This is a genomic window from Achromobacter sp. ACRQX (assembly GCF_022346505.1).
Lineage (GTDB): Bacteria > Pseudomonadota > Gammaproteobacteria > Burkholderiales > Burkholderiaceae_B > Achromobacter > Achromobacter animicus.
The window spans coordinates 21,537-48,173 of sequence record NZ_JAKRML010000021.1 but is presented as its reverse complement, the minus strand read 5'-3'; the positions used below and the strand labels follow the sequence as shown (position 1 = coordinate 48,173).

The following is a 26,637-nucleotide window of genomic DNA, read 5'->3' as shown; positions in this document are numbered from 1 at the left end:
GGATGCCGGGTATTACCAGCGATAGCGCAACGTCGCCATGACCGAGCGTTCTGCGCCCCAGTAGCAGCTCACGGCCGTGCCCAGGCAGTTGGCCACGTAACGCTTGTCGAACAGGTTGGACACGTTCAACGCGACCTGCGCGCCGGCAAGGGCGGGGCTGGCGCGACCCAAGTCGTAGCGGATCGCCGCATCGACCAATGTCACGGCCGGGATGGCGTAGTTGTTGTTCAGATCGCCATAGAAGCCGCCGCGGTACGTCACGCCGGCGCCCAGGCCCACGCCTTGCAACGGGCCGTCGCGCAACGTGTAGTCTGCCCACAGCGCCGCCTGATGGCGCGGCACAAAGTTGAGCTGATTGCCGCGCTGCGCGGGATTGTTGCTCTTGGTGATCTCGCTGTCGCTCAGCGCGTACGACATCGTCAGATCCAGGCCGTTGTCGAAACTGGCCTTGCCCTCCAGCTCCAGCCCCTGCACCTGGACCTGGCCGGTCTGCACGACAAAGCTGGTATTGACCGGGTCCGGCGTGCTGACGTTGTTCTGGTTGATCTGGAACGCCGACAGCGTCACGAAGCTGGCGTAGCCGTTGGGCTGGAACTTGATGCCGGCCTCGTACTGCTCACCAGTCGTCGGCTTAAGCGCCGAGCCGTCGCGCATCACGCCGGTGACGGGCTGGAAGGACGTGGAATAGCTCAGATAGGGCGCCAGACCGTTGTCAAAGCGATACGTGACGCCGAGCCGGCCGGTGAAGCGGTTGGCGTCGGCATCGCGCGAGTTCCATGCCCACTGCCCGGCGCTGCCGCGGGCGCCGGTATCGGTGGTGCCTTCGGTCCAGTCGTAACGGCCCACCAGCGTGAACAGCAACCGGTCAAGTTCGATCTGGTCCTGCGCGTACACGCCCAACTGGTTGCGCGTCATGTTGATCTTGGTGGCCGTGGGCGGGCGCGTCACGGGCGTGCCGTAGTCGGGGTTGAATACGTCGAACAGCGGCGACGCCGGCGGCAGCATCAGCCCCAGGCTGCTTTCGTTGTAGCGGGATTTTTCCCGCAGGTAATCCAGGCCGAAGGTGAGGTCGTGGCGTGTGGGGCCGGCCGTGAATTTGGCGTTCACCTGATTGTCGATCTGGAACGCATGCGATGTCTCGGGAAAGGCCCACGCGTAACGGATCGCCTGGGTCTCGGACGCCATCGCGCCGATCTGCACGCGACGGGTGTTGGTGTCCACGTTGGTGTAGCGGGCGCTTTGCCGCACGCTCCAGGTGTCGTTCAGGCGGTGGTCCAACGTGTAGCCCACCATGGTCTGCTCGTTGGTGAAGATGTCGTAGCCGGGTTCGCCCGCGAAGCGGTCGCGCGGAATGTAGCCGGCGCTGCTTCTCTCCAGCGTGCCGATGACCGGCAGCACGGGCGCGCCGCCGCCGCCGTTACTGGTGATCTTCTGGTACTGCACGTTCAGATTCAGGCTGGTGTCGGACGACGGGCGCCAGGTGAAGCTGGGCGCGATGAACTGGCGTTCATCGTCGACGTGCTGGTACTGCGTATCGCTATCGCGCAAGGTGCCGGTCAGGCGATACAGAAATTTGCCTTCGTCGTCGGCCGGACCGGAAAAGTCGAAGGAGCCCTGGTAGCGGTTGAAGCTGCCCGCCTGCAGGACGACTTCATTGATCGGCTCGGCGGTGGGTCGCTTGCTGGTCATGTTCACCAGCCCGCCCGGGGCGCTCTGGCCGTAGAGGCCGGACGACGGTCCCTTCAGGATCTCTATCCGTTCCAGGCCATAGGTGTCGATGCGCGGCTGCGCGTATCCCCGCGCGCCGAAGGGCAGAAGCAGGCCGTCCAGATAGCGCGCCGGCGTGAATCCGCGGATGGTCAGCCAGTCATACCGCACGTCGTTGTCGCCGTATTGGGCGAAGATGCCTGGCGTGTAGCGGACGGCCTGCGCCAGCGAGGTGACGCCGCGCCAGTCCATTTCATTGCGGGTGATGACGTTGATGGTCTGGGGCGTGTCGATCAGGGCCGCGTCCGACTTGGTGCCGGACCGGCTGCGCGTGGCGACGAAGTCGGCGCCGGAGGTCGGCGACGCATCGCTCGATCCCTGCACCACAACCGGCGACAACGTGGAGACATCGGCGGCCGCCGAAGGAGCGGGTTGCGCGCCGACGGACGCGGACGCCGCAAAGGCGGCGAGCAATGCCAACGGCAACGGCTTGACGGAGAAGGACACGGGGTTACCACCTGATCAATTTATAATTAACAAGAATCATTCTTGTGCGACGGCATGATTCCAGAACACCCGCCGGATGTCTGACGATTTCGCGGCGCCAATTGACGGTTTTGCTGCACTTGGCGCAATTGCGCCTGTTTCCCATGTCTGCTGAGCTCTCGCTTGACCCGTATACCGCTCCCGCCAAGCCTCACGAATGGTGGCGAGGGACACTTCCCACCGTGCCCGCGACGCAAGACTGGGAAAACGTCATCCAGTGCGTGGTGCGCGTCGAGGAAGGCGTCAGTGTGGTGGTGCTGGACGGCTGCCCATCGGCGGCGCTGACAATTCCTGCGCCGGGCGCGCCGGTGTTCGGCATGCAGGTATGGCTGGAGGGCGACGCCGTGCTGGCGTTGGACGGCGGCAAACCGCTGAAGGTGACCGGGGGCGCGGCGCTGCTCTTCAACCACGAACAGCCGTTGGGTTGGACCACGCACCTTTACGCGAATCGGCGCGTCCGGATGCTGGATATCCGATACACGCCTGATGCGCTCGCCCGGGCAGGCGACTCGGCGCCCATCACCCTGCTGACCCAACGGTTTCGCCACGACGTCAGCGTGCCGACCCACGGATCGTTGGTCGCAATGCTGGACGCGCCGGCCAGCCTGCTGACGTTGGCCACCGACATTTCCCGCGACGCGCCGACGGCGCCCGAGGCGCGCCGGATCTGGTACCGCGCCAAGTCGCTCGAGACGCTGGCCGCCTTCGTGGAATTGCTTTCCGTGCCGCAAGTGCTGAAGGGGCCCGCCGCGGAGGAGCGCCAGCAGGTGCAGCAAGCTTGCCGCCTGCTGCGGGAACGCTGCTCGGAACAGTGGCCGCCGGGGCGCGTTGCGCGGATGGTGGGGTTGTCCGAAAGGCGGCTTCAGGAATTGATGCGCGAAAACGTCGGCCGTTCGGTGCACGCCTATCTGAGCGACGCGCGGCTGGTTCGCGCCTCGGACCTGCTGCGCAGCGGCATGAGCGTCACGCAGGTGGCGGGCGACTTGGGCTACTCAAGCCTCAGTCATTTCAGCAAGATCTTCAAGGCGCGATACGGCGCATCGCCACGCGCCTGGTAAGGCGCTGAATATGCTCAGCGGCACGTCGATCAATCGATGCGCATCAAACCGCCGGCCCCTTGATCAGCCACTGCAGCATCCTCCGCAGCGAATCCCGGTCATACTCCGCATCGGTAAGCCGGTATTGCTCCGGATCACGATTCACCCACGAATCGGTCACCGTCCATGCATCGCCGTCCTGCTCAAGCCGCAGTGCATAAATCCAGTTGCCGGTCCAACTGCGATGCAAACGCAGCCAGCCGTCGTGCAGGTAGATGAACCATTTGTCTTCCATCTCCTTCGGCACGAAGCCCTGTTGCAAGCGGGCGTACTCGTCGGCGGTAAAACGCCCCTGAAAATGCAGCGGTTCACGCTGCGCCGGCGCGGGCAGGTGCTTCCAGGAGTCTGGGGTGGCGATGGGCATGTGTGGGCTTCTGTTCTATGCTGGATTTTTCGCATACTACCAAGGCCCCGCCATGCACCTTCAAGCCGCCATTCCAATCCTGCGCATTTTCTCCGTGGAAAAGGCGCGCGACTTTTACCTGGATTTTCTGGGGTTCACCTGGGACTGGGAGCATCGTTTCGAGGCGGGGTTTCCGCTGTATGCGCAGGTGCATCGCGGGGATCTGGTGCTGCATCTGTCCGAGCATCATGGCGACGCGACGCCGGGGTCGGCCGTGTTCGTGCGGATGCAGGGCGTGGATGAATTCCACGCGGAAGTCAGCGCCAGGAAGTATGCCTACATGCGGCCCGGCATCGAAGAGATGCCATGGGGGCGCGTGATGGCGGTGATCGATCCGTTTGGCAATCGGCTCAGCTTTTGCGAGTCACAGGACTAGCGGCCTGCGCCTAGACCCCCAGATAGCGGTGCGCCAGGCCGGGCTGCGCGGCCAGTTCGGCGGGGCTGCCTTGCCAGACGACGCGACCCTTTTCCAACACGTGGTGGCGGTCAACCAGGGTCGCCATTTCCTTGAGGTTCTTGTCGATCACAAGAATCGTCTGGCCTTCTTCCTTCAAGCGGCGCAGGCAGTTCCAGATTTCCTGGCGGATCAGGGGCGCGAGGCCTTCGGTGGCTTCGTCCAGGATGAGCAGGCGCGGGTTGATGAGCAGCGCGCGGCCGACAGCCAGCATCTGCTGTTCGCCGCCGGATAGCGTGCGGGCGGATTGGGTGCGGCGTTCTTTCAGGCGCGGAAACAGGTCGAAGACGCGGCCGACGTGCCAGCCTGCGTGCGTGTTGCGGGCGGTGGCGACGAGGTTTTCTTCGACGGTTAGCGATCCAAACACGCGGCGGCCTTCGGGGACGAGACCGATGCCCAACTGCGCGATGCGGTGCGGGGCCATTCCGGTGATCGGTTTGCCGTCGAGCAGGATGGCGCCGCCCTGCGCGGGCAGCATGCCCATCAGCGTCTTGACGGTCGTGGTCTTGCCCATGCCGTTGCGGCCGATCAGCGAGACAACTTGCCGAGGCGCGATGTCCAGGTCGACGCCAAAGAGCACTTTGCTGGCGCCATAGCCGCCTTGCAGTTGGTTCACTTGCAGCATCAGTCCTCCTCGCCCAGATAGGCGGCGCGCACGTCGGGATGGCGGCGCACCTCGTCGGGCGTGCCTGTGAAGATGGTCTTGCCGTAGACCAGCACGGTGACGCGGTCGGCCAGCGCGAAGACGGCGTCCATGTCGTGTTCGACCAGCAGGATGGCGTAGCGACCCTTCAAGGTCTGGAGCAGCGCCGTCATGCGTTGCGATTCCTCGGCGCCCATGCCGGCCATCGGTTCGTCCAGCAACAGCACGGAGGCGTCCAGCGACAGCGCCATGGCGATTTCGAGCTGGCGCTTTTCACCGTGCGCCAGCGCGGACACGCGCACGCCGGCGCGTCCGGCCAGACCGACACGTTCGAGCGCATCGCGCGCTGGTTCGCGCAGCCGGGCCATGCGCCGCGCATTGCGCCAGAGATTGAAGCCGCCCGGGCTGTGCGCCTGCACGGCCATCGCGACGTTGTCTTCGGCGCTGAAGTCGGGGTAGAGCTGGCTGATCTGAAACGAACGGGCCAGGCCCGCGGCGGGGCGCTTATAGGCAGGCATGCGCGTGATGTCGGCGCCGTCGAGCCAGATGCTGCCGGCATCGGGCAGGATTTCACCGCTGATCTGCGATAGCAGCGTGGTCTTGCCCGCGCCATTGGGGCCGATGAGGGCGTGCAGCTCGCCGGGCCGGACCGCGAGGTCGACGCCCTGCGTGGCGTGTACCGCGCCAAAGGATTTCTGCAGGCCGCGGATCTCCAGTTTAGGGTGGGTCATTGCTTGCCTCCCACGAGCCAGCCGTACACGCCGCGTTTGCCGAAGAGCACCACCAGCACCAGCACGGGTCCCAGGATCAGCATCCAGTGCTCCGTCCAGCCGGTGGCGACCTGCTCCAGGCCGAGGTACACGGCCACGCCGAGCACCGGGCCGAAGATCGAACCCATACCGCCCAGGATGACCATGGCCATGAGTTCGCCGGACTTCTGCCAGGCGGACATGTCCGGGCTGACAAAGAGCGCGTAATTGGCCCACAGCGCGCCGGCAAGCCCGGTCCCGGCAGCCGACAGCACGAACGCCGTGAGGCGATAGCGCAGCGGCGCGAGGCCCAGGGCGATGCTGCGGCGCGGATTCTGCTTGATGCTCTGCAGTGCCATGCCGAAGGGCGAATTGACGATGCGCCGGCACACGATGATCCAAAGGGTCATGAGCGCCAGGCACACGTAGTAGAAGCTAGCCGGATCGTTCACGTTCAGCCCCGGCAGCGTGTTGCGCGCATCGATCGACAGGCCGTCGTCGCCGCCGTAGATCATCAGTCCGACGAGGATGAAATACAGCATCTGCCCGAAGGCGAGCGTGATCATGATGAACTGCACGCCGGAAGTGCGCAGCGACAGAAAGCCCACAACCAGCCCGGCCAGCGCGGCAACCGCGACGGCGAGCGGCCACATGACCAGCGCGGCATTGCTGCCGCTCCAGCCAAAGATCGTCTCGCCCATGTTGACGTGGTAGGCAGCGATGCCGATGACGTAGCCGCCTAGCCCGAAGAATGCGGCGTGGCCAAAGCTGACCATGGCGCCGTAGCCCAGGATCAGGTCCAGGCTGACGGCCGCGATGGCGTAGATGAGAAAGCGCGTCATGAGGTTGACGAGGAAGCTCTCGCCCGTGGCCTGCGCGATGGCCGGCACCAGCACAAAGAGCAACAGCCCGATCGCGTTGACGACGACGCTGCGGGTGATGCGCGGTCTGCCAGCCGAGGAGGTGTCTGACACCCTCGACGCGCCGTCACGGTTTGGGGCGCCGCCTCGGGTGTCGGACACCGATGCGCCCGCGCCGCCGGCGTCAGATAGCGGCCCGGCAGCGGGATTCGTTGAAGTTGGTCTGGTCATGAATATCTTTCCTAGCGCTGGGCCGGCACCAGTCCGCGCGGCTTGAACAGCAGCACGATGGCCATCAGGATGTAGATGCTGGCGGACACGAGGCTTGAGCTCGCGGAGTCCGAGAGCTCGGGCGGCAGCAGGCGCGACATCCAGAAGGGGATGTAGGCGCGCCCCAGCGCATCGGTCATGCCGATCATCAGCGACCCCACCAGCGCGCCGCGCACGGAGCCGACGCCGCCCACCACGATGACGACGAAGGTGGTGATGAGAATGCGCTCGCCCATGCCGATCTCCACTGCCAGCAAAGGCGCGGCCATGACGCCCGCAAAGCCGCAGAGCAGGGCGCCCAGCGTGAAGATCAAAGTGAAGAGGCGCTGGATGTTCACGCCCAGCGCGTCGACCATCTCGCCGTCGTCGGCGCCGGCGCGCACCAGCATCCCGACCCGCGTGCGCGAGATCAGCAACCAGAGGCCCACCGCCACCAGCGCGCCCGCACCAATGAAGGCGAGCCGCATGACGGGATAGTTCAGGCCGGGCAGCAGCGCGACGGATCCCGACAGAAAAGGCGGGATGTCCATGAAGGGCGGGCTGCGGCCGAACAGCACGGTCACCAGTTCATTGGTGAACAGCGTGAGCCCCAGCGTGGCTAGCACCTGATCCAGGTGATCGCGCCGGTACAGGTGGCGGATGACCAGCAGTTCGACGATCAGCCCGTACAGCGCCGCGCCGGCCAGCGCAGCCAGCAGGGCGGCCGCGAACGAGCCCGTGGACGCCGCCGCGCTGGCCGCGCAGAACGCGCCCACCATGTAGAACGAACCGTGCGTCAGGTTGATGACGTTCATGATGCCGAACACCAGCGTCAATCCCGCCGACAACAAAAACAGCAAGGCGCTGTACTGCAGGCCGTTCAGGACCTGCTCCAGGAACATCAGCATTGCGACTCCTTCTCGGGAGAGCCTGAATGGCTAGGCCGCGCGGCGCCGGCGAGCCCGGCGCCGCGTGCCTTGTGCCGCGTCATGGCATCTTGCAGTCCGCGGCGTGCACGTCCGTGTGGTCGCGGGCAAGCACCTTCAGGTTCTTGTAGACCAGCTTGCCGTCGGGACCCGCTTCAATGTGCAGCAGATACCAGTCCTGGATCGGATGCTGGTTCGGCCCGAACTTGAATTTGCCGCGCACGCTGGGAAAGTCCGCGCGCCGCAACGCATTGCGGAAGTCGTCGGGTTTGCCGGTGATGTCGCCGTCCACGGCTTTCAAGGCGGAGCCGATCAGATTGGCGGTGTCGTAGGCCTGGGCCGCGTAGGCGGTAGGCGCGCGGTTGTAGGCCTTGGTGAAGGCCTCGACGAAATGCTTGCTCTGCGGGTTGTCCAGGTCGGCGCTCCACAGCGAGCTCAGGTAGAAGCCCTTGCCCGCGGTGCCGGTGGCGGCCAGCATGCGGTCGTCCATCGAGTAGATGGGCGTGATCATCTTGATCTTGTCCGCCAGGCCCGAGTTGGCAAACTGCTTGGTCAGGTTGATGCCCGCGCCGCCCGGATGGAACTGGAAGATGGCGTCGGGATTGAGCGAGCGGATGCGCGCCAGCTCCACCGAGAAGTCTGCCTGCTCGAGCTTGGTGTAGATCTCGTCGGCGATCTCGCCTTTGTAGGTGCGCTTGAAGCCGGCGATGGCGTCGCGGCCGGCCTGGTAGTTCGGGGCCATGATGACCACGCGCTTGGCGCCCAGCTCATTGGCCGCCATGCCGGCGGTGTCGGCGTACGAGTCGTTCTGGAACGCCACCGAGAAGTAATTCGGGTTGCAGGCCTTGCCGGCGAAGTTGGACGGGCCGGCGTTCAGGCTGACGTAGAAGGCGCCGGCGTTCAGCACGGTAGGCCCGACGGCGGCCATGACGTTCGAGAAATTGATGCCGGTGAACAGCCGCACGCCGCCTTGCACCATCTTGTCGGCAATCTGCTTGGCGTTGGCGGGCTTTAGCGCGTCGTCTTCGACGCGCACGTTGACCGGCACGCCGCCCAGCTTGCCGCCGCCTTCCTTGACGGCCAGCATGAAGGCGTCGCGCTCGTCTTCGCCGATGTAGCCGGCAGGCGTGGACAGCGTGCCGATGAATCCGATATCCACAGGTTTCTGCTGGGCGCTGGCCGCGTACGAGGCCAATGACAGCATGACGGCGGCTGCGCCGCGGATGGTGCTTTTGTGCATGGTTGTCTCCTCTTGTACTGATGCTTGTATGCCGCGTGCTCTTTGGCAAGCGGCGTTTTCCCTGCTGTGTCTTTTGCTGCAACTATTGCTGCGTCATTCTCTGCATCTTTTGCTGCGTCCTTTATTGCCGCGCCGTCTATTGCGGCGCGCTTCCCGCCAGGCAGTTCTCCACCTTCCACCCATACAGCCACTGCAATGCGTCATAGAACTGGGCCTGGCTGCGCCCCGTCCACAGCATGTTGCGCACGGTGCGCTCCACGCCGCGCGCGTGATAGAGCCTGCCCATTTCGCGTGTCGACCACACCACGCGCGCACTGCGCGGGATGCGGACCGATTCGTACAACCGGAAGGCGGCGGGCAAGTCGTGCTCGCACTGCCTGATGGCCTCGCCCAGCGTCACGGCGTCTTCCAGCGCCATGCAGGCGCCCTGAGCCATGTATTGCGTCATGGGATGCGCGGCATCGCCCAGGATCGTGACGCGGCCCTCGCCCCACTGTTCCACCGGCTCGCGATCGGCGGTCGCCCAGCGCTTCCATGACGTCGGACGGTCCAGCATCTGATGCGGCGTCGGGTGTATGCCCTGGAAGTACGACAGCACCTCGTCCATGCTGCCTTCCCGCACGCCCCATTCTTCCTGCTCGCGGCTATGGAAGGTGACGACCAGGTTGTATTGCTGCCCGCCGCGCAGCGGATAGTGCACCAGGTGGCAATGCGGCCCGGCCCACAGCACCGGGGCGTTGATGCGCAGCTCCCGGGGCATGTTCTCTTCTTCGACCACCGCGCGGTAGACCACGTGACCTGTGACGCGCGCCGGATCGCCCACCATGCGCTCGCGGATCACCGACTTGACGCCGTCTGCGCCCACCAACGCGTCAGCGCGGTAGCGGTTGCCATGCGTGTCCACGACTTCCACGCCGTGATCGTCCTGCGTCATGCTGGCGATCTGCGTAGACGTGCGGAACTGGATCAGCGGGTCCTGCTGCACGGCCTCCAGAATGGACAGATGGATGTCGGCGCGATGAATCACCGCATACGGGCCGCCAAACCGTGCTCGGAACGCTTCGCCGGTGTCGACGCGCACGACCTCCCTGGCGTCCACCGCATCCATCATGATGATGTGGTCGGTGAATACCGCGCGCTCGCGCGCGGTGCGGCCGACGCCCAGGGCATCCAGCGCCGCGAAGGCATTGGGGCCAAGCTGGATGCCGGCGCCGATCTCGCCGATGTGCGCGGCCTGCTCCAGCAGTTGCACGGCAATGCCCTGCCGCGTCAGCGCCAGCGCAGCCGCCAGCCCGCCAATGCCGCCGCCCACGACGATCACGGTTTGCGTCTTCGGGTTTGCCGCCTGGTTCGTAGTCATGTCGGAATCTCGCGGTTCAGTCGTGGCCGCCCAGGAAGGCGCCCTGTTGCTTCAATTGCGCCTGCAGCGCGGAAATGGAAACGTCGCCGGGCGCAATGCCGTCGCGCAGCGCCATCGCGGATGCGGTGCCGGCGGCTTCGCCCATGACGAAGCAGCTGCCGCTGACGCGCGCCGCCGACTGCCCCTCGTGCGTCATCGACGCGCAGCGGCCAGCCACCAGCACGTTGCTGGCCACGCCCGGTCCGCGCCGCGGCACCATCATGCGAAACGGCAGCTGGTTGTAGCCGCGCGATTCGGGGATGGGCGGCCACACCCACTTCACGTCGCCCGCCGTGTGCATTTCCAACGGCCAGCCGTTCACGCCGATGCTGTCCGGAAAATCCGCGCAGCCCAGTACGTGCTCCTGCGTCAGCACGGCCTCGCCGACGATGCGGCGCGTTTCGCGGATGCCCAGCTGCGGCGCGATGTCCAGCACGTAGGCCTGCTCAAAACCGGGCACCTTGGCGCGCAGGAACGCCAGATAGTTCATGATCTGCCGGCGGCCTTCAAGCTCGCCTGCCGACAGGGAATCCGCGTCGGTGCCGTCCGCCGCGCTGCCGTCCGCATTGGCAAGCTGCGTGACGTTGACGCGCCATTCGTAATCGTGCTTTTGCGGCCGCACGATGGCGCCTTTGCGCGGAAACGTGAATTCACCGCTGGCGGCGGCGTCGTCCATCAGCGCCGGGATGGTTTTCCAGGCCTCTTGCGCGCGCGCGCCGTCCACATTGCCCACCTTGAACATCAGCGTCGGGTAGAGCATGTGACCGTGGGCGTCGCCTTTTTCAAACGGCAGACCGCCCCAGTGCGCAATATCGGCGTCGCCCGAACAATCAATGAAGATCTTTGCGCGAACGGCGCAGCGGCCGGACTTGGTTTCCAGGAACAGGGCGTCCACGCGGCCCGCGTCGTCACGCGTCAGACCCGTGGCCAGCGCATGAAACAGCACCTGCGCGCCGCTGTCCTGCACCAAGCCATCCGCCGCGCACTTGAAGGCCGATATGTCGTAGGCCTGCGCGTGGATCTTGCCCAGGATCAGGTGCGGATCGTTCAGCCCGTCCATCGCGCGCATGCGGTCCAGCAGGTCGTCGGTCATGCCGTGCACCACCTGCCGGATGTCGCCGTGGATGTTCGCGTGCAATCCGCAGAAGTTGGACACGCCCGCGGCGGTGCCCATGCCGCCCAGGAAGCCGTAGCGCTCCACCAGCAGCACGCTCGCGCCGTTGCGCGCGGCGCTGGCGGCCGCCAGCACCCCGGCGGGGCCGCCGCCCAGGACGACGACCTCGTACTCGCCATACAGCGGCACCTGACGGGCGGGTTCGGTGATGACCATCTGACTCTCCTTGCGTTCATTGCAGCCGGCGTGCGCCGTCCTTCTTAGCCCACTTCTTGGCCCACTTCCTGGTCGCTTATTGGCACAGTTATTGGCCCTTGATCCCCAGCTTCTTGATCAGGGGCTCCCAGCGCTTCAATTCGTCATCCATGTAGCCGCGGAATTGCGCGGGCGTATCGCCCACCGGATCCATGAACTGCGCCTGCAGCCGCTTGGCGACCTCGGGATCGTGAATCGCCTGGATCAGTGCGTCGGACAGTTTCTTCTGTACATCGGCCGGCGCCTTGGACGACACCACAAAGCCGATCCACGCCGAACCCTCGATCCCCTGCACCCCCACTTCCGCCAGCGTCGGAATGTCGGGCAGCAGCGCGGACCGCTTGGACGACGTCACCGCCAGCGCCTTCAACCGGCCATCCTTCACCATCGGCATCACCGCAATGGGCGGCAGCGCGGCAAACTGGGTGTCGCCCGACAGCAGCGACGTCAGCGCTGCCGGCGACGACGGGTAGGGCACGTGCGTGGCGCGCGCGCCGATCTGCTGCAGCAGCAGTTCGACCGCCAGATGCGACACCGTGCCAGCGCCCGGCGACGGGAAGTTGTACTTGTCCGGATTCTTCTTCAGCGCGTCCAGCAACTGTCCAATGTTGCCGATGCCGGCGGAGGCTGGGACGACCAGCACGTTGGGCTGATGCACCGCCAGCGTCAGCGGCGCCAGGTCCGTGGCGGGCGCGTAGGGCAGCTTGTCGAACAGCAGCGTGTTGTTCACCAGCGGGCCGGTGATCGACACGCCGAAGGTGTAGCCGTCGGGCTTGGCGTTGGCGATGGCGAATGTGCCGATGTTGCCGCTGGCGCCCGGCTTGTTTTCCACAACGATGGTCTGGCCGAGGATTGCGCCCGCCTTTTCGGTGACGATGCGGGCCACCTGGTCCGGACTTGAGCCTGGACCGAACGGCACCACTGCCTTGAGCGGCTGCGTGGGCCAGGCATCTGCGGCGGTGGCGGTGGCGGTGGCGGCCAGCGTCGCCAGCACGGCAAGGCTTAGTGCCGCAATGCGTCGCGCCACTGCGCGGCCAGGCTGCAAGGTCGAAGCTTCAAGCATGCGTGTCTCCCACGTCCTTCATGGTGTCGAAGTAGGTCTGTTCATTGGCGATGAAGGCGGCGACCATCGCGCGATAGGTGGCGTCCACCACCTGCTCCAGGTTGGAGAAGCCCTGGTTGTGGCGCTGGGCGAGCGCCCGGGCCTTTTCAAATACCTGGGCTTGACGCGCGGGCGCGCTCACTTGAAAGGCGTCGCGTTTGAATCGCGCGGCGTCCTTCACGTACATCGCGCGTTCGGCGATCAGCCGCACGATTTCGTCGTCCAGCCGGTCGATATTGGCGCGCACGTCGGCCAGATTGGCGCACAGCGGGCGATAGGCCGGATCGGTGTACTCGCGCAGCGGCGCGCCGTGGGTGTCGGGTTCTTTGCTCACTGGGTGTAGTCCGGTTGCTGTGCAGGCGCGGCTTGCTGGAAGGCGGGTTGCGCATTGCAGTGTTCGACGATGCGCAGGATGCGCGGATAGGCGGACAGGTCGCAGCCCATGCGCTGCGCGTTGGCCACCTGCGGCACCAGGCAGCAGTCCGCCAGCGTGGGCGCGTCACCAAAGCAGTACGCGCCGTGTCCGTGACGCGCCAGCAGCGCTTCCACTGCCGTCAGGCCTTCGCGGATCCAGTGGTGATACCAGGCGTTCTTCTGTGCGTCCGTCGCGCCCAGCACTTCCTGCAGATAGCGAAGGATGCGCATGTTGTTGACCGGATGGATGTCGCACGAGATGGCGTGGGACAGCTCCAGCACGCGCGCGCGCGCCAGCGCGTCGGCCGGAATCAGCCGCGGCTCGGGATGCGTGGCGTCCAGGTAGTCGATGATGGCGAGCGACTGCGAAAGCTGCACATCGCCGTCGATCAGAAGCGGCACGCCGGCCGAAGGATTGCGCGCCACATAGTCTGGTGCTCGCTGCTCCTGCTTGCGCAGGTTCACGGGCAGGTATTCGTAGGACAGACCTTTTAGGGCAAGCGCGATGCGCACGCGGTAGGAGGTCGAACTGTTGAAGAAGTTGTGCAGTTGCATGGGTGGGGCGTTTCGTGAGGACGGTTGGCCTTGGGCGGATCTTTCAGGGACGTTCAGGGCAGGAACTTTGGTGCCGGAAACACTCATTCGGCCGTGATGCCGGTTCGGGCGACGACGTCGTCCCAGCGCTTGGCGTCACGGGCGATGAGGGATCCAAAATCGGCAGGCGTTGACGTGGCCGGCACCATGCCCTGCGCATCGAATGCCGTGGCGGTCGCGGGCGTCTGCAAGATGGCGTTGATCGCCTGGTTCATGCGGTCGACGATGGCAGGCGGCGTGCCTTTGGGCGCCAGGACCCCGTACCACATGTCCACGTCGGCGCCCTGCAGTCCGGCTTCCGTCAGCGTGGGCACGTCCGGCAGTTGCGGCAGGCGCTTCGGGCTGCCGGTGGCGATCACCTTGAGTTTGCCGCCCTTCACCTGCGGCAGCGCCACGTGAACGGGCAGGAACATGTAGTCGAGCCGTCCGCCGAGCATGTCGGTGACGGCGCCCGCCGTGCCCTTGTACGGCACGTGCAGCATGCTGGCGCCGGTGCGGTCCAGAAACAGCGCCATCGAAAGGTGATGGGGCGTGCCCACGCCGGGGGTGCCGTAGCTCAGCTTGCCCGGCGCGGCCTTGGCCGCCTGCACCACGTCGGCGACGGTGTTGGCGGGATTGGTCGGATGCGTGACCAGCAGCAGCGAGCCCCACGAGGTCAGGCCGACCGGCGCAAAGTCCTGTTGCGGATCAAAGCGCAGCTTGCCCTTGTAGAGGCTGCTGTTCATGACGAACGTGTTGACCGTGACCAGGAATGTGTAGCCATCGGGGGTGGCGCGCGCGACCTTTTCGCTGCCGATATTGCCGCTGGCGCCGGCCAGGTTCTCGACGACGACGGGTTGGCCCAGCGTCTGCGGCAAGCTGGCCGCCAACTGGCGGGCAATCAGGTCGATGCCGGTGCCGGGTGTGAAGGGCACCACCAGCGTGATGGGGCGGTCGGGCCAGGCGGCGTGGCTCGCCGCGGCCGCAAAGGACAGCGCCGCGGCAGCCAGAACACGTAGCAACTTCAACATGGGTTGTCTCCTTGTTTGTCGCCGGTCATGCGCCGGCTTTGAAGGGCGGCGGGTCTTGGGACCCGCTCGCCAGGGCACTGAGGTCCGGCTACTGCTACACGTAAGGCGCGCGCTCCTTCAAGGCGACCGGGTCAAAGCCCGCCACCTGCTTGTAGCGCCGGGAAATCCCTTCCAATTCCTCGCGGCTGATGACGTCCTCGATCCGCGTATAAGGCTTGTCCGCCGAACGCACGTGGACTTCACGCAGGATCGCGTCCGGCGGGTTGCTGCGATTGGTCAGAACGACGCGCGTCGTGGCTTCGACTCGGGCGCGGTCGTACTGCTGCAAGGCATCGGGCGTCAGGCCCAGGCGCTTGAACTGGCCGGTCAGGTAGCGGGCGTCCACCACGGCCTGGCCCGCGCCGTTCGAGCCGCGCGGCACCATCGGGTGGGCCGCGTCGCCCAGCAACGTCATGCGGCCCTGCGTCCACGTGGGCAGCGGATCCTGGTCGACCATGGGGTACTCCAGAATCGAGTCTGCGTCCTGAATCAGCTTGGCCACGTCGAGCCAGTCGAAGTGCCAGTCGGCAAAGGCCGGAAAGAAGTCCTCGAGCCTGCCGCTGCGGTTCCAGTCGCGCACGGCAGGTTGCTCGGCTTCGATCTCGGCGACCCAGTTCACGAGCTGGTTGCCGTCCGCGTCGATGTTGTCGCGAATCGGGTAGATCACCATCTTGCCGGTGGACAGCCAGCCGGCGCGCACCATGCTCGCGCCCGACAGAAAGGGTTTGCAGCGCGTCGTGCCACGCCACATGTTCACGCCGGAGTAGCGCGGGGCGCCTTCCTGCGGATAGAGCTGCTTGCGCAATACCGAGTGAATGCCGTCGCAGCCGACGGCAATGCGGCCGCGCACGGACGGCAGCGCATTGCCGTCGTTGTCTTGAAAGCTGGCCGTGACGCTGTCGGCGTCCTGCGTCACGCCCGTGCAGCGCGCGTTCACCACGACGCTGTCCTGGCCCAGACGTTCGCGCACGGCATCCAGCAACGCCATTTGCAGGTCGCCGCGGTGGATGGAGTACTGGGGCCAGTCGTAACCGGCGTCGGTGCCCGCCGGTTCGCCATAGATGAACTGGCCGTGCCGCGTGTAGAACACGGACTCACGCGTGCGCACGGCAATGGCGTCCAACGCGGGCAAGAGGCCCAATTCATCCAGTTCGCGGGTGGCGTGCGGCAGCAGATTGATGCCCACGCCCAGCGGCTTGATCTCTCGCACGGCTTCGAAAACGCGGCAGGAAATGCCTGCCTGATGCAGGCTCAGCGCCAGCACCAGGCCGCCGACGCCCGCGCCGACGATGATGACATCGGTGTCGGTGCGCATCGTCACACCATCTGCACGCTGAGCGTGCCCAGGCCGTCGACGCCGCCGACCATCCGGTCGCCCCGCACCACGGGCCCCACGCCTTCGGGCGTGCCGGTGTAGATGAGGTCGCCGGCTTCAAGACGGAAGTACTTGGAGAGGTACGCGATGGTTTCGGCAATGGACCAGATCAGCTTGCCGATGTCGCTGCGCTGCTTGTCCGCGCCATTGACCTGCAGCCAGATGCCGGCCTTCTCGATGTCCTTTACCGATTGCGCGGGATGCAGCGGGCCGATAGGCGCGCTCTGGTCAAAAGCCTTGCCCAGTTCCCACGGGCGGCCGGCCTCGCGCATCTTCATCTGCAGGTCGCGGCGCGTCATGTCCAGGCCGACGGCGTAGCCATAAATGTGCTGCAGGGCCTCGTCGACGGAAATGTTGGCGCCGCCCTTGCCGATAGCCGCGACGAGTTCGATCTCGTAATGCAGGTTGGCCGTTTCGGGCGGGTAGGGTAGTGAAAGCGTGCTGCCTTCGGCAACGGGCACGACGGCGTCGGCGGGCTTGCAGAAGAAGAACGGTGGTTCGCGGTCGGGGTCAAAGCCCATTTCGCGCGCATGGGCGGCGTAGTTGCGGCCAACGCAATAAACGCGGCGTACGGGAAAGCTGTCCTGGCTGCCGGCGATGGGCACGGCGACGGGGGAGGCGGGGGCAAACACAAACGACATGGAGCATCCTTTGAAGACGGGATCGAGAGTCAGGCGCGCGAGGTGGGTGATCGGCACGCGCCGGTCAGGCGACGCGTTCTTCGCGCCACAGGCCCAGCGCGTCCTGCACCGGGCGGTCGGAATAGCTGAAGAGCGTGGCGTCTTCCAGCGCGGCAAGCTGCACAGGCATCCAGGACGGCGCGACGAAAACATCGCGCGGTCCGAAATGGAATTCCTGGTCGCCGATGCGCGCGGTGCCGCGGCCCTCGACAACGCTGTAGACCGTGGAGTCGGTCGTGCGCGTGGTCTTACCCTGAAAGCCCGCGGGCAGGAACTGCATGAACGTGGCCATCGTGGGCATGGGGTAGCCACCCGTGGCGGGATTCAGGTAGCGCAGCTTGACGCCGTCCCACGGGTCGAGTTCACCGTGACGGTAGAGCGCATCCAGCGCTTCGCGGCTGCGTTCGTACGGGTAGTTGAAGATGGGTGAGGTGCCGCTCGAAACCTGGTGACGCACGGGCGCCATGTTGTGGCCAAAGCGGGCCATGCTGTCGCCTTCGGGCCGCGTGACGGGCTGGGTGGCGGACGGATAGTTCTCTGCAAAGCCCGCGTCCAGAAAGCGCAGCAGCGGAATGTCCAGGCCGTCCAGCCAGACCACGGGCTCGCCGCCTTCGACGGTTTCCGCGTTGCCGTGGTCATGCCAGGTCCATGATGGCGTGATGATGAAGTCGCCCGGGTGCATGGTGGTGCGTTCGCCGTTGACCGCGGTATAGGCGCCGCGCCCTTCCACGATGAAGCGCAGGGCCGATTGCGTGTGACGGTGGCTTGGTGCGATCTCGCCGGGCAGGATCAGTTGCAGTCCTGCGTACAGGCTTTGCGTGATGCTGGCCTGGCCCGGCAGACCAGGGTTTTCCAGAATCAGCACCCGGCGCACGGCTTCTTCCGCCGTGATCAGCGATCCGGACGCCATGACGTCGTCGCGCACATCGTCATATTTCCACAGCGCCGGCACACAGCGCGGCGCGGGCTGGCGGGGCACCAGGTTGTGCAGCGACTCCCACAGAGGCGCCATGTGTTTCTTGGCGATGCGCGCGTAGTAAAGGGCGCGGTCCGAGGCAGCGCTGTCCGCGCCGGTGGAATGACCGTCGTGCATGGTTGTCTCCTGTATGTCCGGCTATTGCCGGCTTCTACGGGCGGCCGCCGCGTGGGTTCGCAGCTGGTCCTGGTATGGAGACGATTATGCGAGCAGGAGCTATGCAGTTTGAAATGAAATTATCTTATTATCCATACCAATAACCATATACATACGAGACAAACCTCCCACCAAGAGGGCCTGCATGGACTGGACCCACCGCCTGCGGCTGCGCAATCTGAAGATGCTGCTCAGCCTGGCCCAGACCCGCAACATCAGCCACTCGGCCGCCATGCTCAATACGACGCAGCCGGGTCTTTCGAAGTGGCTGAAGGATCTGGAAGACGACATCGGACTGCCGCTCTTCGAGCGCCACGCGCGCGGACTGCGCCCCACGCCGCATGGCGACGTGCTGATCGCACATGCGCAGCGCGTGGAATCGCAACTGGATCGCGCCAGTGCCGATATGGCGGCGCTGCGCGAGGGCGGCGGTGGGCGCGTCGTGATCGGCGCATCGGGCGCGTCCGCGTCCGACACGGTGCCGCTGGCTGTGATGAAGCTGCTCGAGCGCATGCCGCAGGCGCGCGTCAAGCTGGTGGAGGGCACGACGGATCGCCTGCTGGCGCAGCTGGCGCAAGGGGATCTGGACATTGTCGTGGGACGTTCCGCGCCCGAGCATCACGATCCGGCGATCCGCTTCGAGGCGCTTTACCTGGAGCCCATCCATCTCGTGGCGCGGCCCCGCCATCCGCTGTTCGCGGTGGAGCAGCCAAGCTGGCAGGATCTGCTGTCCTATCGCTGGATTCTGTGGCCCAAAGGCACGCCCATCCGCAACGCGGTGGACGCCGCGCTCGCCGCAGCAGGCCAGGCGCCACCGCCGGACCATATCGAGTCGAACTCGGTGACGGTCAACCTGACCCTCATCAACAACAGCGACATGATCGGCGTCGCGTCGCACCGTGCCGCGCTGCGGTTTTCGCAGATGCGGGCGATGCGCATCATCCCCGTAAGGCTGTCCGGATTCGGCTCGGTGGCGATGTATTGGCGCGAGGATGCGTTCCGGCCGGTTGCCGTTGAAGAGGCCATGGCGGCGCTGAGAAATACGGTCGCCGAGCACGCGCCAGGAGTGACCCGGCTATGACTCCCGCGCCCGCCTCCGGCCTGAATGCCCTGATCGAACAGTGCCAGCGGCTGGAAGCGGCGCTGAACGCGGGCAAGGACCCGGGGACGGTGGCGTCGATGCATCGCTTCGTCGCGGAAATGGAAGCGGAAGAGGGCCGCGCGCCGCCTGGAACGTGGTCGCCGCTGGTGCTGTCCGTGCTGGTGATGGCGGGCGGACTGGGCGTCGGGATTGAACTGTTGAGCCTGCTGCTGCGTTTCGTCGGACCGGCAATGGCGGCGTTCGCGCTGGTGGCGGTGTGCGCGGGAACCGCGCTCGCGCTAGCGATCGGGATGGTGCTGATGATGGCGGGACGGGTGCAGGGCGTGGTGCTGTTGAAGCGGGTCTGTATCGGGTTGATTGTGGTGGGGAGTTTCGGCGGCATCGCCTGGACGCAGGGCGACGTCAGGGCCGTGGGGCCGGTGGTTGCGGTGCTTGGCGGATTGGGCGCCTGGCTGGTGATGAACTCTTCGGGGTTTTATGTGTTTGTGGGGTATCGGGTGGCGCTGCGGTGTTTGGCTCGTAGGGGATAGCGATCACGGGCCATCGGTGTTGTCGCGTGAAAGGCGCCGCGCAATGCGCGGCATCGCCTAGCGCCCGAACGCTTCTGGCGGTGGCGGCGCACCGCGGACGTTGAAGACGCGGCACACCGTGTACCAGCACAGCGCGGAGAACATGTTGTAGGGGAAGAGCACAAACCACATGGGCAGCAGCCAGTTTTTCTTGCCTTGCAGCTCGCCCGGTTCGCCTGTGCGCCAAGGCGCGTAGTGGCGCCAGGCTTCGGCTGGGGTCATGCAGATACGGTGGAGCGGGGCGTACCACCAGTTGGGCTCTTCCGGCGCGGGCAACCTGTCGGGGCCTTCTTCCATGAACTGCCGGATGTATTCCCACACCTGTGCGACGTATCGCGGGTCTGGGTCGCTGCTGTTGTTACTGTCGACCCAGAGGACGACACGGTCCTTCTCTTGATCGGCCGCAGGCTTGGGGCCGAAGGCGAGGGCAAAGTTGGTGGTAAATCCAGCGCCGCCAAATTCATTGCGTACGAATACGCCACCCTCAGTCTGCGCCCAGTCGAACTGGATAAGGGTCTTGTTGCGTTGGTAATAAACTTTTTTGAGTCTGCGGTTGAAGTAGAAATTTGATAATCGGGTAATGTGGAAAATACGGTACCAAGTCAGCAAGGCAAAAAAAATGAATAGAACCACGCCGCCCGATACAAAAACTAGGACAAATAGCTGCCTTTCCGATGAGTTTGTAGAGGACGATGGGATTTTGAAGTACATCCATATCAAAAACAGAGTTGCAAGTGTGTTAACGGCCACATACATCTTTCCCATGAAGACGGAATCAACCGCCCACGGATTGCGCAGAGAAAGGACCTCTGCATCCATGTTCGCCAGTTGGTCGTTGATCGCAGGACCTGATATTGATTTCTCGTGCTGTGAAAACAACCAAGTAATTGCCATAAATCAGCTCATTAATTGAAAAGTTGTGGATGCGACGGCGCTATCATCAAATCCTTGATTGGGCTGGTACTCAATTGTTAATTCGACGCCGTACTGGTTCTTTGCTTTAGTCTTCAAGTTGATTACCAGGCCATCAGGTGTGAAATAAAAAGTGGTTGTGGCGGGATTGGCAGCGCTCTCATGGCCAGCGTCCGAAGCGCTCAGTTTGTACTTCCAGTCACTTTGTCCAGTGATATAGCCTCGAAGCAATACGGTGAACTCCGCAACGCTAGATTCTTTCGGCACGCTATCGGTTGTAATCTGCCCCCAGTTGGGTATCGACCACGCGGTGTTTTCGTGCCAGCGACTGTCTACGTCGGTGATTCCCAGCAATTTTGCTTGGTGTCCGTCAAGTAATACGGGCGCGAAATTGGCGGAGTACCAAGCCTTGACCTCTTCTCGTACATCGGAATAAGGCGGCAGTTGATCGTTTTGGTCTAGATTGATTCCCTTCCGTTTCTCCCCGTCGTTCTGCCTTGAACCGAACGTGCCTCGCGCGGCCCATAATTCAATAGGTCGATGGACGCGCTCCTTCGCGCGGGCATGCAGTTCAAGGCCTATCGCAAGGACGCCTGCGCCAAGTAGAGCGAATGCCGCGGCGGCCCAGCCGGCGAAGGGGATGACAGCCGTTGCCCCGGCGATAGCCAGGGTTCCTTCCAAGAGCGCGACTCCTCCGAGGGTTGCTGCTACCCCTCCTGCAAATGTGAGGCTGGCGGCTGCCATGTCCCCTTGTTGCGCTTGGCGGATGGCCTTCAGAACGTCGGACGAGAATCCGAGAAAGATGGCTGGATAACCCACCAGCCGAGTAAACAAATTGCTGCTGATAAGCCGAATGTGGCCATTCCCAAACGCCATTCCCGGCGCAGTCGCACTGACTCGCAACATCATGACTTTGTGCGAAGCCCGCGCGCTGACCAGTACAGCCACTGCGGCGCCCGCCAACCCGAAAAGCGCGGACGCGAAGCCGGCCGCGTATTCGAAAGTCGGATCGCTCCGCATGTTGGCATAGGCGGTCCTAAGGCTCACGATGTTGAACCAGAGCATGCCTGCATTCAACGCTCCTCCGCCCGTCGTGTTGACCAGCGATGCAACATTCGGCTTCACACGCCGTGTCAAAGTCTCCTCAATGGTCACCGTGCGGCTGCCGTGCACGCGAACCTTCTTTATCTCTTCGACCTTCGCCATGCCAGATTCGATGAGCTTGTCGACTTCTCTGCTGAAGGCATCCGCGCGTACCACCTCGTCGGTGATGCGGTAGCGAGCGCCAATCAAGCCCATGGCCTTGCTTGCATTCGCCTCCTCAGCGGCAGCAAGTACTTGCTGCCGCAGGGTGCGGCTGGCACCCCGGCGGGTTTTTCCGTGCATGCGTTTGAGCACCACGGTGGTCACCGTTTGTGCTGTCAGGTCGGTGACGCCAGCCGTGGCGGGAAAGCGTCCCGCCAGATCCTCAATGAGGTAATCCGCGGCGCCCAGCAAGGACCCGACCGCATCGGCTTTTTCCTTGAAGGTGTTGAATGGCGCCAACGCGGTGTAAATCGGGCTGTCATCCTTGTCGATCCACGCATTCAACCGCATGAATCGAGGGCAGTGGTCCTCGGTGCCGGGCAATGATTGGCTCATGGGATGAATCAGCATGGACAGGGACACTTCCAGTCCTATCGCTGATATTCGGTTGTTGCGATCGTAAGCGGTCAGGGGAGCCGCAAGGCTGTTCGGATCGTTCTCATGCGCGGCTTCGGCAGTGGCAAGCCAATGATCGTGATCTTCGCTGGCCTTGGCCACGATGGCGTGGAGACGTCCCAGTCGGCTCTCCACCTCGTCGCGCTCCGCCAGGAATCCGCGATACTTGGCCTTGTCGATTCGCTTTTCTAGACGGCTGCCTTCGGGCGAAACGCGCTCGTTCGTAAGCACCTCGAATGCCATTTCGGAGGGAGAGAGGCGCCGGTGGTGGCCAACCTGCTTTTGCTGATACTCATAGCGCGACTTTGCCAACTGCGCTGGCGCATGCTTGTCGCCCGGGTACATGGTGCGCAAGGTCTTTTCAAGTAGCAAAGCCGTCAGATTTCGGTCGTGGTAGCTCTGGCTCTTGGCGCTCAAGACCTCCACGTCCCGGCTAAACGCCTCTGGAAACCCCCTCGCGTCGTACCCCGCGTTGTCCGTGCTGGTGGCCGGATGGATATGTTCGGCGGGCATCAGGTCGCGTGTCTGATGCTGATACGCGGCGACGGACAGGCTGAGATCCTGGCATAGTCCCTCTGCGTCGTTGAGCACCACGACCGCGGGCACCCGCGCTTGCGTAAACCGATAGTGATGTCGTTGTGCCAGAAACGTGCCAATGGGCAGATCATCCTTGCTGGCATGGCTGCTCCATTCGAGCGGCAAACGCTCCTGGCGTGGTTTGAAGTCCTCGACCCACTGGGTCAACGCATCCGCCGGCAGCACATGTGGCTGGCCGGAAGGCGATTTGTCGCCCGAGGTCAGTTCGGCCATGTCCAGCGGACGCATGTGAAGCCGCCGCACCGCGGGATCTGCAGAAATCCTGGCCGTCATGTCATTGGTCCAGAGGTGCGGGCTATAGCCTATCCACACCTCCGCTGCAGTCGTGGGGCAGGTGTCTGCCCACACCCACCCCATGCGGGCCCCCGCCTTGTACTTATCCTTCCTGCCGTAGTTCTCCAGTCCGGTGTAGGTCAGTTCCTGATAATGACCTTCACCGTCGTACTCGTGGATGACAAGCTTTTCGCCCTTGGCCCCTTTCATGAAGACATAGACGTATCCCGGGCGAATGGCGCGCAAGGTATACGACGACAATTGCAGGCGCGGGAAGGCGGCTTCCAGCTTGAAGCCGGACGCGGCATACCGGTACGGGGAAGCGCCGTCCGCGTTCGGGACAATCGCATATCGGACGGGAAGGATCGGAATGCGTGCGCTGCACGCCGGTGCTGAAATGGCGCCGCCGACAGTCGTCTTAGCCACGGGGGGCTCCCCGTGCGCGTACCAGCGATTCCAACTGACGCAGGCGCGCCTGAGGAGACTCAGTCAAGTCGTTGAGAATGCCGCGCGCCTCATCGCTCTGAAGCAGCCATGGATCATGGGCGAGCAAGCTGATGTATTGGGTCGCGACAGCTTCATCGTGAAAGTTCAGACGGTCGCCCAGTTGAAGCAGCTGCTCGACCCATCGGCGAATCTCTTCGAGGCTGCGGCCGCTGTGATCGGGAATCGAATGCACTTCGTAGACGCGACTTTGCACGAAGTGTTCCCGGGTGTTGGCGTCAAAGCGGGCGAGCTCGTGAGGGCGCAGCGTCAGTGGCACCGTCTTGCCGCCAACATATCCAGAAGCGTCCCGGTCAAGGCGGCGCCAGTCGTAAGCGGGGCCCCAAGTGGCGCGCCAAAGCAAAGTGCTGATCGGTCCGAGCCACGCAGCGCGATGGTCATCGTCCAACGCTTCGAGCCAGGCGGCCAGGTGATGCGGTTGGACGTCGAGGGTGGCCTCGCCCTCACAGGACAGGTCTAGTTGCACCAACCCGCTAAGGTGTGCCGCCAGATCGCTGAGATCGGCTGCCGAACCGATGAACATCGCGCCGCCAGCGGGCGCCCAGTGCGTAAATGCATGTTGCATCAGCGAGGGTTGGTTCGTTGCGTCAACCAGCAGCGGGCCTCGGTCATATTGTTCATCCAGTGGCGTACCTTGCCAGACCCAGGCATGCCAGGGCAGGGGATCGAACTCCTTGACTAAATCCAATACGCCCGGCGCATACGCAGGGCGATATTCGCCCTCTTGCGGAACAGGCCGGTAGGCCCAGTTTTGCAGCGGCACCGTCATCAGCAGCAGATAACGAGATGGCGCGCGAGGAAGCGTTTCCTCTGTGATGTCCTTGCCCAGTGACGTGATCCAGGGCGGAGCTTTGGGAAGCGTCATCGCGCAAGCCCTCCCAGGCAGCGGCAGTCGGATAAGGGGCATGTACCGTCGGGACGGCGACCGCACAGGCGATCGATGGGCTTTCCCGCCACAGGCCTACCCTGGATCGAAAACGGGTTACCACCGCCACCCCCCTTCTGGCTCATCGGCCCCTTGATCACGATGGCGATCCCGTCAAGCGTGATTCCCGCTCCATCGATCCGTATCGTTCCCCCCGGCCCTTTCAACGTCAGACTCTCCGCCGCCTGCACCTCGTAAGCCGTCGTGCGCTGCCGGATCGCCTGTCCGGCCTGCAGTTCCGAATGCCCTTCGACGGTGAGTTCCTGGTGCCCGCCAATACTCACCCAATGATTCGCCGCGGTCTTGTCGCGGCGGTTATTGCCCACTTCCTCGGTACGGTCCTTGGTGGTGTAGATCGTGTGATTGCGCCCCACGGTCAAAAAGTCGTCCCGCCCGATGTCGTGCCGCCGGTCCTGGCCGATGTTGACCTGTTCGTCGTTGCCCACGGTCTCCTTGCGGTCGTGGCCGATCGTGATGGTTTCATCGTTCTCGACCTGCTCGCTGCGGTCGTGCCCCACAAACGTCGACTCGTCGTTGTTGACGTGGATGTTCTGGTCTTTCTGCGCGTGGACGTAGATTTCTTCCTGGTCCTTCTCATCCTCAAAACGCAGTTCGTTGTATCCCTCGCCTTTGTGGGTCTTGCTCTTGATCGTCATCCTGGTCTTGTGGCGCGGCAGTTCGTAGGGCGGCAATTGCAGGCGGTTGTAGACGCGGCCGGTGATCACGGGCTGGTCGGGGTCGCCGTCGAAGTAAGAGACGATGACTTCCTGACCGATGCGCGGGATGGCCATGTGGCCCCAAGTGGCGCCGGCGATGTTCTGCGAGACGCGAATCCAGCAGGAGCTGTATTCGTCCTCCGTGCCTAGCCGGTCCCAGGGGAACTGGACCTTCACTCGGCCGTATTCGTCGGTATAGATCTCTTCATTGGGCGGGCCGACCACCACAGCGTTCTGCGGACCGTCGATGCGCGGCCGGGGTAGCGGTTCCGCGCGCCATTCGGCGTCGTCCGGGACCAGCTCCGCCTCGTAGCTGTAGTGCGTTCCCAGCTGGGCCTGTGCGCTTTCCTCGGCCTGACTTGTGTGCTGGATGCCACGGTGGACGATGCGCACCGGGCGCCAGCCGCGGTTCAGGTCTTCGCGCGGATGACCGGTCAGGCTAAATGAAATGCCCGGCTGGAGCCGCGGGTCATTGCCTTCAACGAAAGCGACGCGCGAATCGCGGCGATGGCCGCGCAGGCGGTTCTCCGCGAAAGGCCTGCCGGCTTCGTCGAATTTTGCGCGGGCCGGGTAGTCATAGCGTTCGTAGCGGCGGCCTTGATGGTCCAGATCCCGTCCGTCACGGCTGTGCTGGTGGGTGTAGCGCGGATGGTGGAAGGTGTAGTCGCGCTGGGTCTGGCGCGCGGTGCGCACGTTCTCGGTGTAGGAGAATCGCCGCAGCGCTGGCTGCGGCTGGTCGCCGCCGGGTGTGGGGTTGTACTGCACTGGCTCGTCGCCCACGCGGCCGTGAATGAACAGGCGGTCGCTGTGGATAAGTTGATGGCCTTCGGCACTATGTCGGAAAGAATAGAAGAAGCCTTCCTCGCGCATGATGCGTTCGACAAAGTCGTAGTCCGTGTCGCCCGCTTGCACGCAGTATTCGCGCGCCAGATGTTCGGTGGTGCCACGCAGCTCGTAATCCTGGGTAAGACCATGCGCCTTGAGCACAACCTCGGTGATCTGCGGGACGCTAAGCGACTGGAAGATGCGCCAGTCGGAACTAAGCTTGAGGCGCGCCAGGCGCGGCTCGACGATGGCGGAATAGCGCGTACGCCGAAAGCCCGTGTCGCCCTGAACGAACGACGAGACCGCGCCGTGCACGTAGCGCACGGGCGTGGGGCCGTGCCAGATCGTAAGCAACGCGGCGCGGTCCAGAACTGCGCCGAAATCGATGGCGGGGTTGCCGCTGGCCAGGTCCACTTCCAGCAGGAAGGTCTCCGACAACCCCTCCTGCAGCGTGAATTCGACCACCTCAAAGGACTCGTCGCCGATGGCGAATGTAAAGCGCAGATCAGATTGCGTGGGCATGGT

At 64.3% G+C, this 26,637-nt stretch carries 24 protein-coding genes; 4 read left to right on the top strand and 20 right to left on the bottom strand.

The window, feature by feature from the left end:
- Positions 1-12: 12 nt before the first annotated feature.
- Positions 13-2,214 (bottom strand): TonB-dependent siderophore receptor, encoded by a 2,202-nt coding sequence (locus MHZ91_RS18615; protein WP_239215127.1) that lies wholly within the window; start codon positions 2,212-2,214, stop codon positions 13-15.
- Between the two features lie 143 nt (positions 2,215-2,357).
- Between MHZ91_RS18615 and MHZ91_RS18610 the strand changes: the two genes are divergently transcribed.
- Positions 2,358-3,311: an AraC family transcriptional regulator gene (locus MHZ91_RS18610; RefSeq protein ID WP_239215126.1), complete on the top strand. Its 954-nt coding sequence runs from the start codon at positions 2,358-2,360 to the stop codon at positions 3,309-3,311.
- 43 nt (positions 3,312-3,354) lie between these two features.
- Here MHZ91_RS18610 and MHZ91_RS18605 read toward each other — a convergent pair whose 3' ends face one another.
- A complete protein-coding gene (locus tag MHZ91_RS18605) occupies positions 3,355-3,714 on the bottom strand; it encodes a hypothetical protein (RefSeq protein WP_239215125.1) in 360 nt (119 codons plus the stop codon).
- 52 nt (positions 3,715-3,766) lie between these two features.
- Here MHZ91_RS18605 and MHZ91_RS18600 point away from each other — a divergent pair, with 52 nt between their 5' ends.
- On the top strand, positions 3,767-4,129 hold the full coding sequence (locus MHZ91_RS18600) for a glyoxalase superfamily protein (protein WP_239215124.1): 363 nt from the start codon (positions 3,767-3,769) through the stop codon (positions 4,127-4,129).
- 10 nt (positions 4,130-4,139) lie between these two features.
- Here MHZ91_RS18600 and MHZ91_RS18595 read toward each other — a convergent pair whose 3' ends face one another.
- From MHZ91_RS18595 to gtdA, 14 genes are all read right to left on the bottom strand, one after another.
- Positions 4,140-4,832: an ABC transporter ATP-binding protein gene (locus MHZ91_RS18595; RefSeq protein WP_239215123.1), complete on the bottom strand. Its 693-nt coding sequence runs from the start codon at positions 4,830-4,832 to the stop codon at positions 4,140-4,142.
- The gene (locus MHZ91_RS18590; RefSeq protein ID WP_239215122.1) at positions 4,832-5,581 is read right to left on the bottom strand and encodes an ABC transporter ATP-binding protein; all 750 of its coding nucleotides are present in this window, start codon (positions 5,579-5,581) and stop codon (positions 4,832-4,834) included. The genes MHZ91_RS18595 and MHZ91_RS18590 overlap by 1 nt, the downstream gene beginning before the upstream one ends.
- On the bottom strand, positions 5,578-6,540 hold the full coding sequence (locus MHZ91_RS18585; protein ID WP_218343277.1) for a branched-chain amino acid ABC transporter permease: 963 nt from the start codon (positions 6,538-6,540) through the stop codon (positions 5,578-5,580). Before MHZ91_RS18585 ends, MHZ91_RS18590 begins: the two co-directional genes overlap by 4 nt.
- A gap of 161 nt (positions 6,541-6,701) precedes the next feature.
- Entirely contained in the window at positions 6,702-7,616 is a 915-nt protein-coding gene (locus MHZ91_RS18580; RefSeq protein WP_175122216.1) for a branched-chain amino acid ABC transporter permease, read from the bottom strand.
- A gap of 79 nt (positions 7,617-7,695) precedes the next feature.
- On the bottom strand, positions 7,696-8,874 hold the full coding sequence (locus MHZ91_RS18575) for an ABC transporter substrate-binding protein (RefSeq protein WP_218342715.1): 1,179 nt from the start codon (positions 8,872-8,874) through the stop codon (positions 7,696-7,698).
- 136 nt (positions 8,875-9,010) lie between these two features.
- On the bottom strand, positions 9,011-10,234 hold the full coding sequence (locus tag MHZ91_RS18570; protein WP_239215121.1) for a 3-hydroxybenzoate 6-monooxygenase: 1,224 nt from the start codon (positions 10,232-10,234) through the stop codon (positions 9,011-9,013).
- A 16-nt stretch (positions 10,235-10,250) separates the two neighbouring features.
- Entirely contained in the window at positions 10,251-11,603 is a 1,353-nt protein-coding gene (locus tag MHZ91_RS18565; RefSeq protein WP_239215120.1) for an FAD-dependent oxidoreductase, read from the bottom strand.
- An 88-nt stretch (positions 11,604-11,691) separates the two neighbouring features.
- Positions 11,692-12,705, bottom strand: a complete 1,014-nt coding sequence (locus MHZ91_RS18560) for a tripartite tricarboxylate transporter substrate binding protein (protein ID WP_239215119.1) — start codon at positions 12,703-12,705, stop codon at positions 11,692-11,694.
- The gene (locus MHZ91_RS18555; protein ID WP_218342718.1) at positions 12,698-13,078 is read right to left on the bottom strand and encodes a chorismate mutase; all 381 of its coding nucleotides are present in this window, start codon (positions 13,076-13,078) and stop codon (positions 12,698-12,700) included. The genes MHZ91_RS18560 and MHZ91_RS18555 overlap by 8 nt, the downstream gene beginning before the upstream one ends.
- The gene (gene maiA, locus MHZ91_RS18550; RefSeq protein ID WP_175184840.1) at positions 13,075-13,713 is read right to left on the bottom strand and encodes a maleylacetoacetate isomerase; all 639 of its coding nucleotides are present in this window, start codon (positions 13,711-13,713) and stop codon (positions 13,075-13,077) included. The genes MHZ91_RS18555 and maiA overlap by 4 nt, the downstream gene beginning before the upstream one ends.
- 83 nt (positions 13,714-13,796) lie before the next feature.
- On the bottom strand, positions 13,797-14,762 hold the full coding sequence (locus MHZ91_RS18545) for a tripartite tricarboxylate transporter substrate binding protein (protein WP_239215117.1): 966 nt from the start codon (positions 14,760-14,762) through the stop codon (positions 13,797-13,799).
- 94 nt (positions 14,763-14,856) lie between these two features.
- On the bottom strand, positions 14,857-16,116 hold the full coding sequence (locus MHZ91_RS18540) for a flavin-dependent oxidoreductase (RefSeq protein ID WP_239215179.1): 1,260 nt from the start codon (positions 16,114-16,116) through the stop codon (positions 14,857-14,859).
- 2 nt (positions 16,117-16,118) lie between these two features.
- The gene (locus MHZ91_RS18535) at positions 16,119-16,817 is read right to left on the bottom strand and encodes a fumarylacetoacetate hydrolase family protein (protein WP_239215115.1); all 699 of its coding nucleotides are present in this window, start codon (positions 16,815-16,817) and stop codon (positions 16,119-16,121) included.
- Between the two features lie 64 nt (positions 16,818-16,881).
- Complete coding sequence (gene gtdA, locus MHZ91_RS18530) at positions 16,882-17,949, bottom strand: gentisate 1,2-dioxygenase (RefSeq protein ID WP_175122225.1); 1,068 nt, start codon at positions 17,947-17,949, stop codon at positions 16,882-16,884.
- A gap of 184 nt (positions 17,950-18,133) precedes the next feature.
- On the opposite strand from gtdA, the gene MHZ91_RS18525 reads away from it, so the two are divergent.
- Positions 18,134-19,069 (top strand): LysR family transcriptional regulator, encoded by a 936-nt coding sequence (locus tag MHZ91_RS18525; RefSeq protein ID WP_105240897.1) that lies wholly within the window; start codon positions 18,134-18,136, stop codon positions 19,067-19,069.
- The gene (locus tag MHZ91_RS18520; protein ID WP_239215113.1) at positions 19,066-19,620 is read left to right on the top strand and encodes a hypothetical protein; all 555 of its coding nucleotides are present in this window, start codon (positions 19,066-19,068) and stop codon (positions 19,618-19,620) included. Before MHZ91_RS18525 ends, MHZ91_RS18520 begins: the two co-directional genes overlap by 4 nt.
- 57 nt (positions 19,621-19,677) lie before the next feature.
- Here the strand turns inward: MHZ91_RS18520 and MHZ91_RS18515 are convergent, their stop codons facing one another.
- Genes MHZ91_RS18515 through MHZ91_RS18500 form a run of 4 tightly spaced genes read right to left on the bottom strand, consistent with a single transcriptional unit; the run spans position 19,678 to position 26,634 of the window.
- A complete protein-coding gene (locus tag MHZ91_RS18515) occupies positions 19,678-20,553 on the bottom strand; it encodes a DUF6708 domain-containing protein (protein WP_239215111.1) in 876 nt (291 codons plus the stop codon).
- Positions 20,554-20,556: 3 nt separating this feature from the next.
- The gene (locus MHZ91_RS18510) at positions 20,557-23,568 is read right to left on the bottom strand and encodes a T6SS effector BTH_I2691 family protein (RefSeq protein ID WP_239215109.1); all 3,012 of its coding nucleotides are present in this window, start codon (positions 23,566-23,568) and stop codon (positions 20,557-20,559) included.
- Complete coding sequence (locus MHZ91_RS18505) at positions 23,561-24,511, bottom strand: DUF4123 domain-containing protein (protein ID WP_239215107.1); 951 nt, start codon at positions 24,509-24,511, stop codon at positions 23,561-23,563. The genes MHZ91_RS18510 and MHZ91_RS18505 overlap by 8 nt, the downstream gene beginning before the upstream one ends.
- Entirely contained in the window at positions 24,508-26,634 is a 2,127-nt protein-coding gene (locus MHZ91_RS18500; RefSeq protein WP_239215106.1) for a type VI secretion system Vgr family protein, read from the bottom strand. The genes MHZ91_RS18505 and MHZ91_RS18500 overlap by 4 nt, the downstream gene beginning before the upstream one ends.
- Positions 26,635-26,637: the final 3 nt, after the last annotated feature.

Bases quoted from the DNA above. Each gene is read 5' to 3' on its own strand.
- MHZ91_RS18610 (WP_239215126.1), top strand. From the start codon at position 2,358: ATGTCTGCTGAGCTCTCGCTTGACCCGTATACCGCTCCCGCCAAGCCT.
- MHZ91_RS18605 (WP_239215125.1), bottom strand. From the start codon at position 3,714: ATGCCCATCGCCACCCCAGACTCCTGGAAGCACCTGCCCGCGCCGGCG.
- MHZ91_RS18600 (WP_239215124.1), top strand. From the start codon at position 3,767: ATGCACCTTCAAGCCGCCATTCCAATCCTGCGCATTTTCTCCGTGGAA.
- MHZ91_RS18595 (WP_239215123.1), bottom strand. From the start codon at position 4,832: ATGCTGCAAGTGAACCAACTGCAAGGCGGCTATGGCGCCAGCAAAGTG.
- MHZ91_RS18590 (WP_239215122.1), bottom strand. From the start codon at position 5,581: ATGACCCACCCTAAACTGGAGATCCGCGGCCTGCAGAAATCCTTTGGC.
- MHZ91_RS18580 (WP_175122216.1), bottom strand. From the start codon at position 7,616: ATGCTGATGTTCCTGGAGCAGGTCCTGAACGGCCTGCAGTACAGCGCC.
- MHZ91_RS18575 (WP_218342715.1), bottom strand. From the start codon at position 8,874: ATGCACAAAAGCACCATCCGCGGCGCAGCCGCCGTCATGCTGTCATTG.
- MHZ91_RS18570 (WP_239215121.1), bottom strand. From the start codon at position 10,234: ATGACTACGAACCAGGCGGCAAACCCGAAGACGCAAACCGTGATCGTC.
- MHZ91_RS18565 (WP_239215120.1), bottom strand. From the start codon at position 11,603: ATGGTCATCACCGAACCCGCCCGTCAGGTGCCGCTGTATGGCGAGTAC.
- MHZ91_RS18560 (WP_239215119.1), bottom strand. From the start codon at position 12,705: ATGCTTGAAGCTTCGACCTTGCAGCCTGGCCGCGCAGTGGCGCGACGC.
- maiA (WP_175184840.1), bottom strand. From the start codon at position 13,713: ATGCAACTGCACAACTTCTTCAACAGTTCGACCTCCTACCGCGTGCGC.
- MHZ91_RS18545 (WP_239215117.1), bottom strand. From the start codon at position 14,762: ATGTTGAAGTTGCTACGTGTTCTGGCTGCCGCGGCGCTGTCCTTTGCG.
- MHZ91_RS18540 (WP_239215179.1), bottom strand. From the start codon at position 16,116: ATGCGCACCGACACCGATGTCATCATCGTCGGCGCGGGCGTCGGCGGC.
- MHZ91_RS18535 (WP_239215115.1), bottom strand. From the start codon at position 16,817: ATGTCGTTTGTGTTTGCCCCCGCCTCCCCCGTCGCCGTGCCCATCGCC.
- gtdA (WP_175122225.1), bottom strand. From the start codon at position 17,949: ATGCACGACGGTCATTCCACCGGCGCGGACAGCGCTGCCTCGGACCGC.
- MHZ91_RS18525 (WP_105240897.1), top strand. From the start codon at position 18,134: ATGGACTGGACCCACCGCCTGCGGCTGCGCAATCTGAAGATGCTGCTC.
- MHZ91_RS18520 (WP_239215113.1), top strand. From the start codon at position 19,066: ATGACTCCCGCGCCCGCCTCCGGCCTGAATGCCCTGATCGAACAGTGC.
- MHZ91_RS18515 (WP_239215111.1), bottom strand. From the start codon at position 20,553: ATGGCAATTACTTGGTTGTTTTCACAGCACGAGAAATCAATATCAGGT.
- MHZ91_RS18505 (WP_239215107.1), bottom strand. From the start codon at position 24,511: ATGACGCTTCCCAAAGCTCCGCCCTGGATCACGTCACTGGGCAAGGAC.
- MHZ91_RS18500 (WP_239215106.1), bottom strand. From the start codon at position 26,634: ATGCCCACGCAATCTGATCTGCGCTTTACATTCGCCATCGGCGACGAG.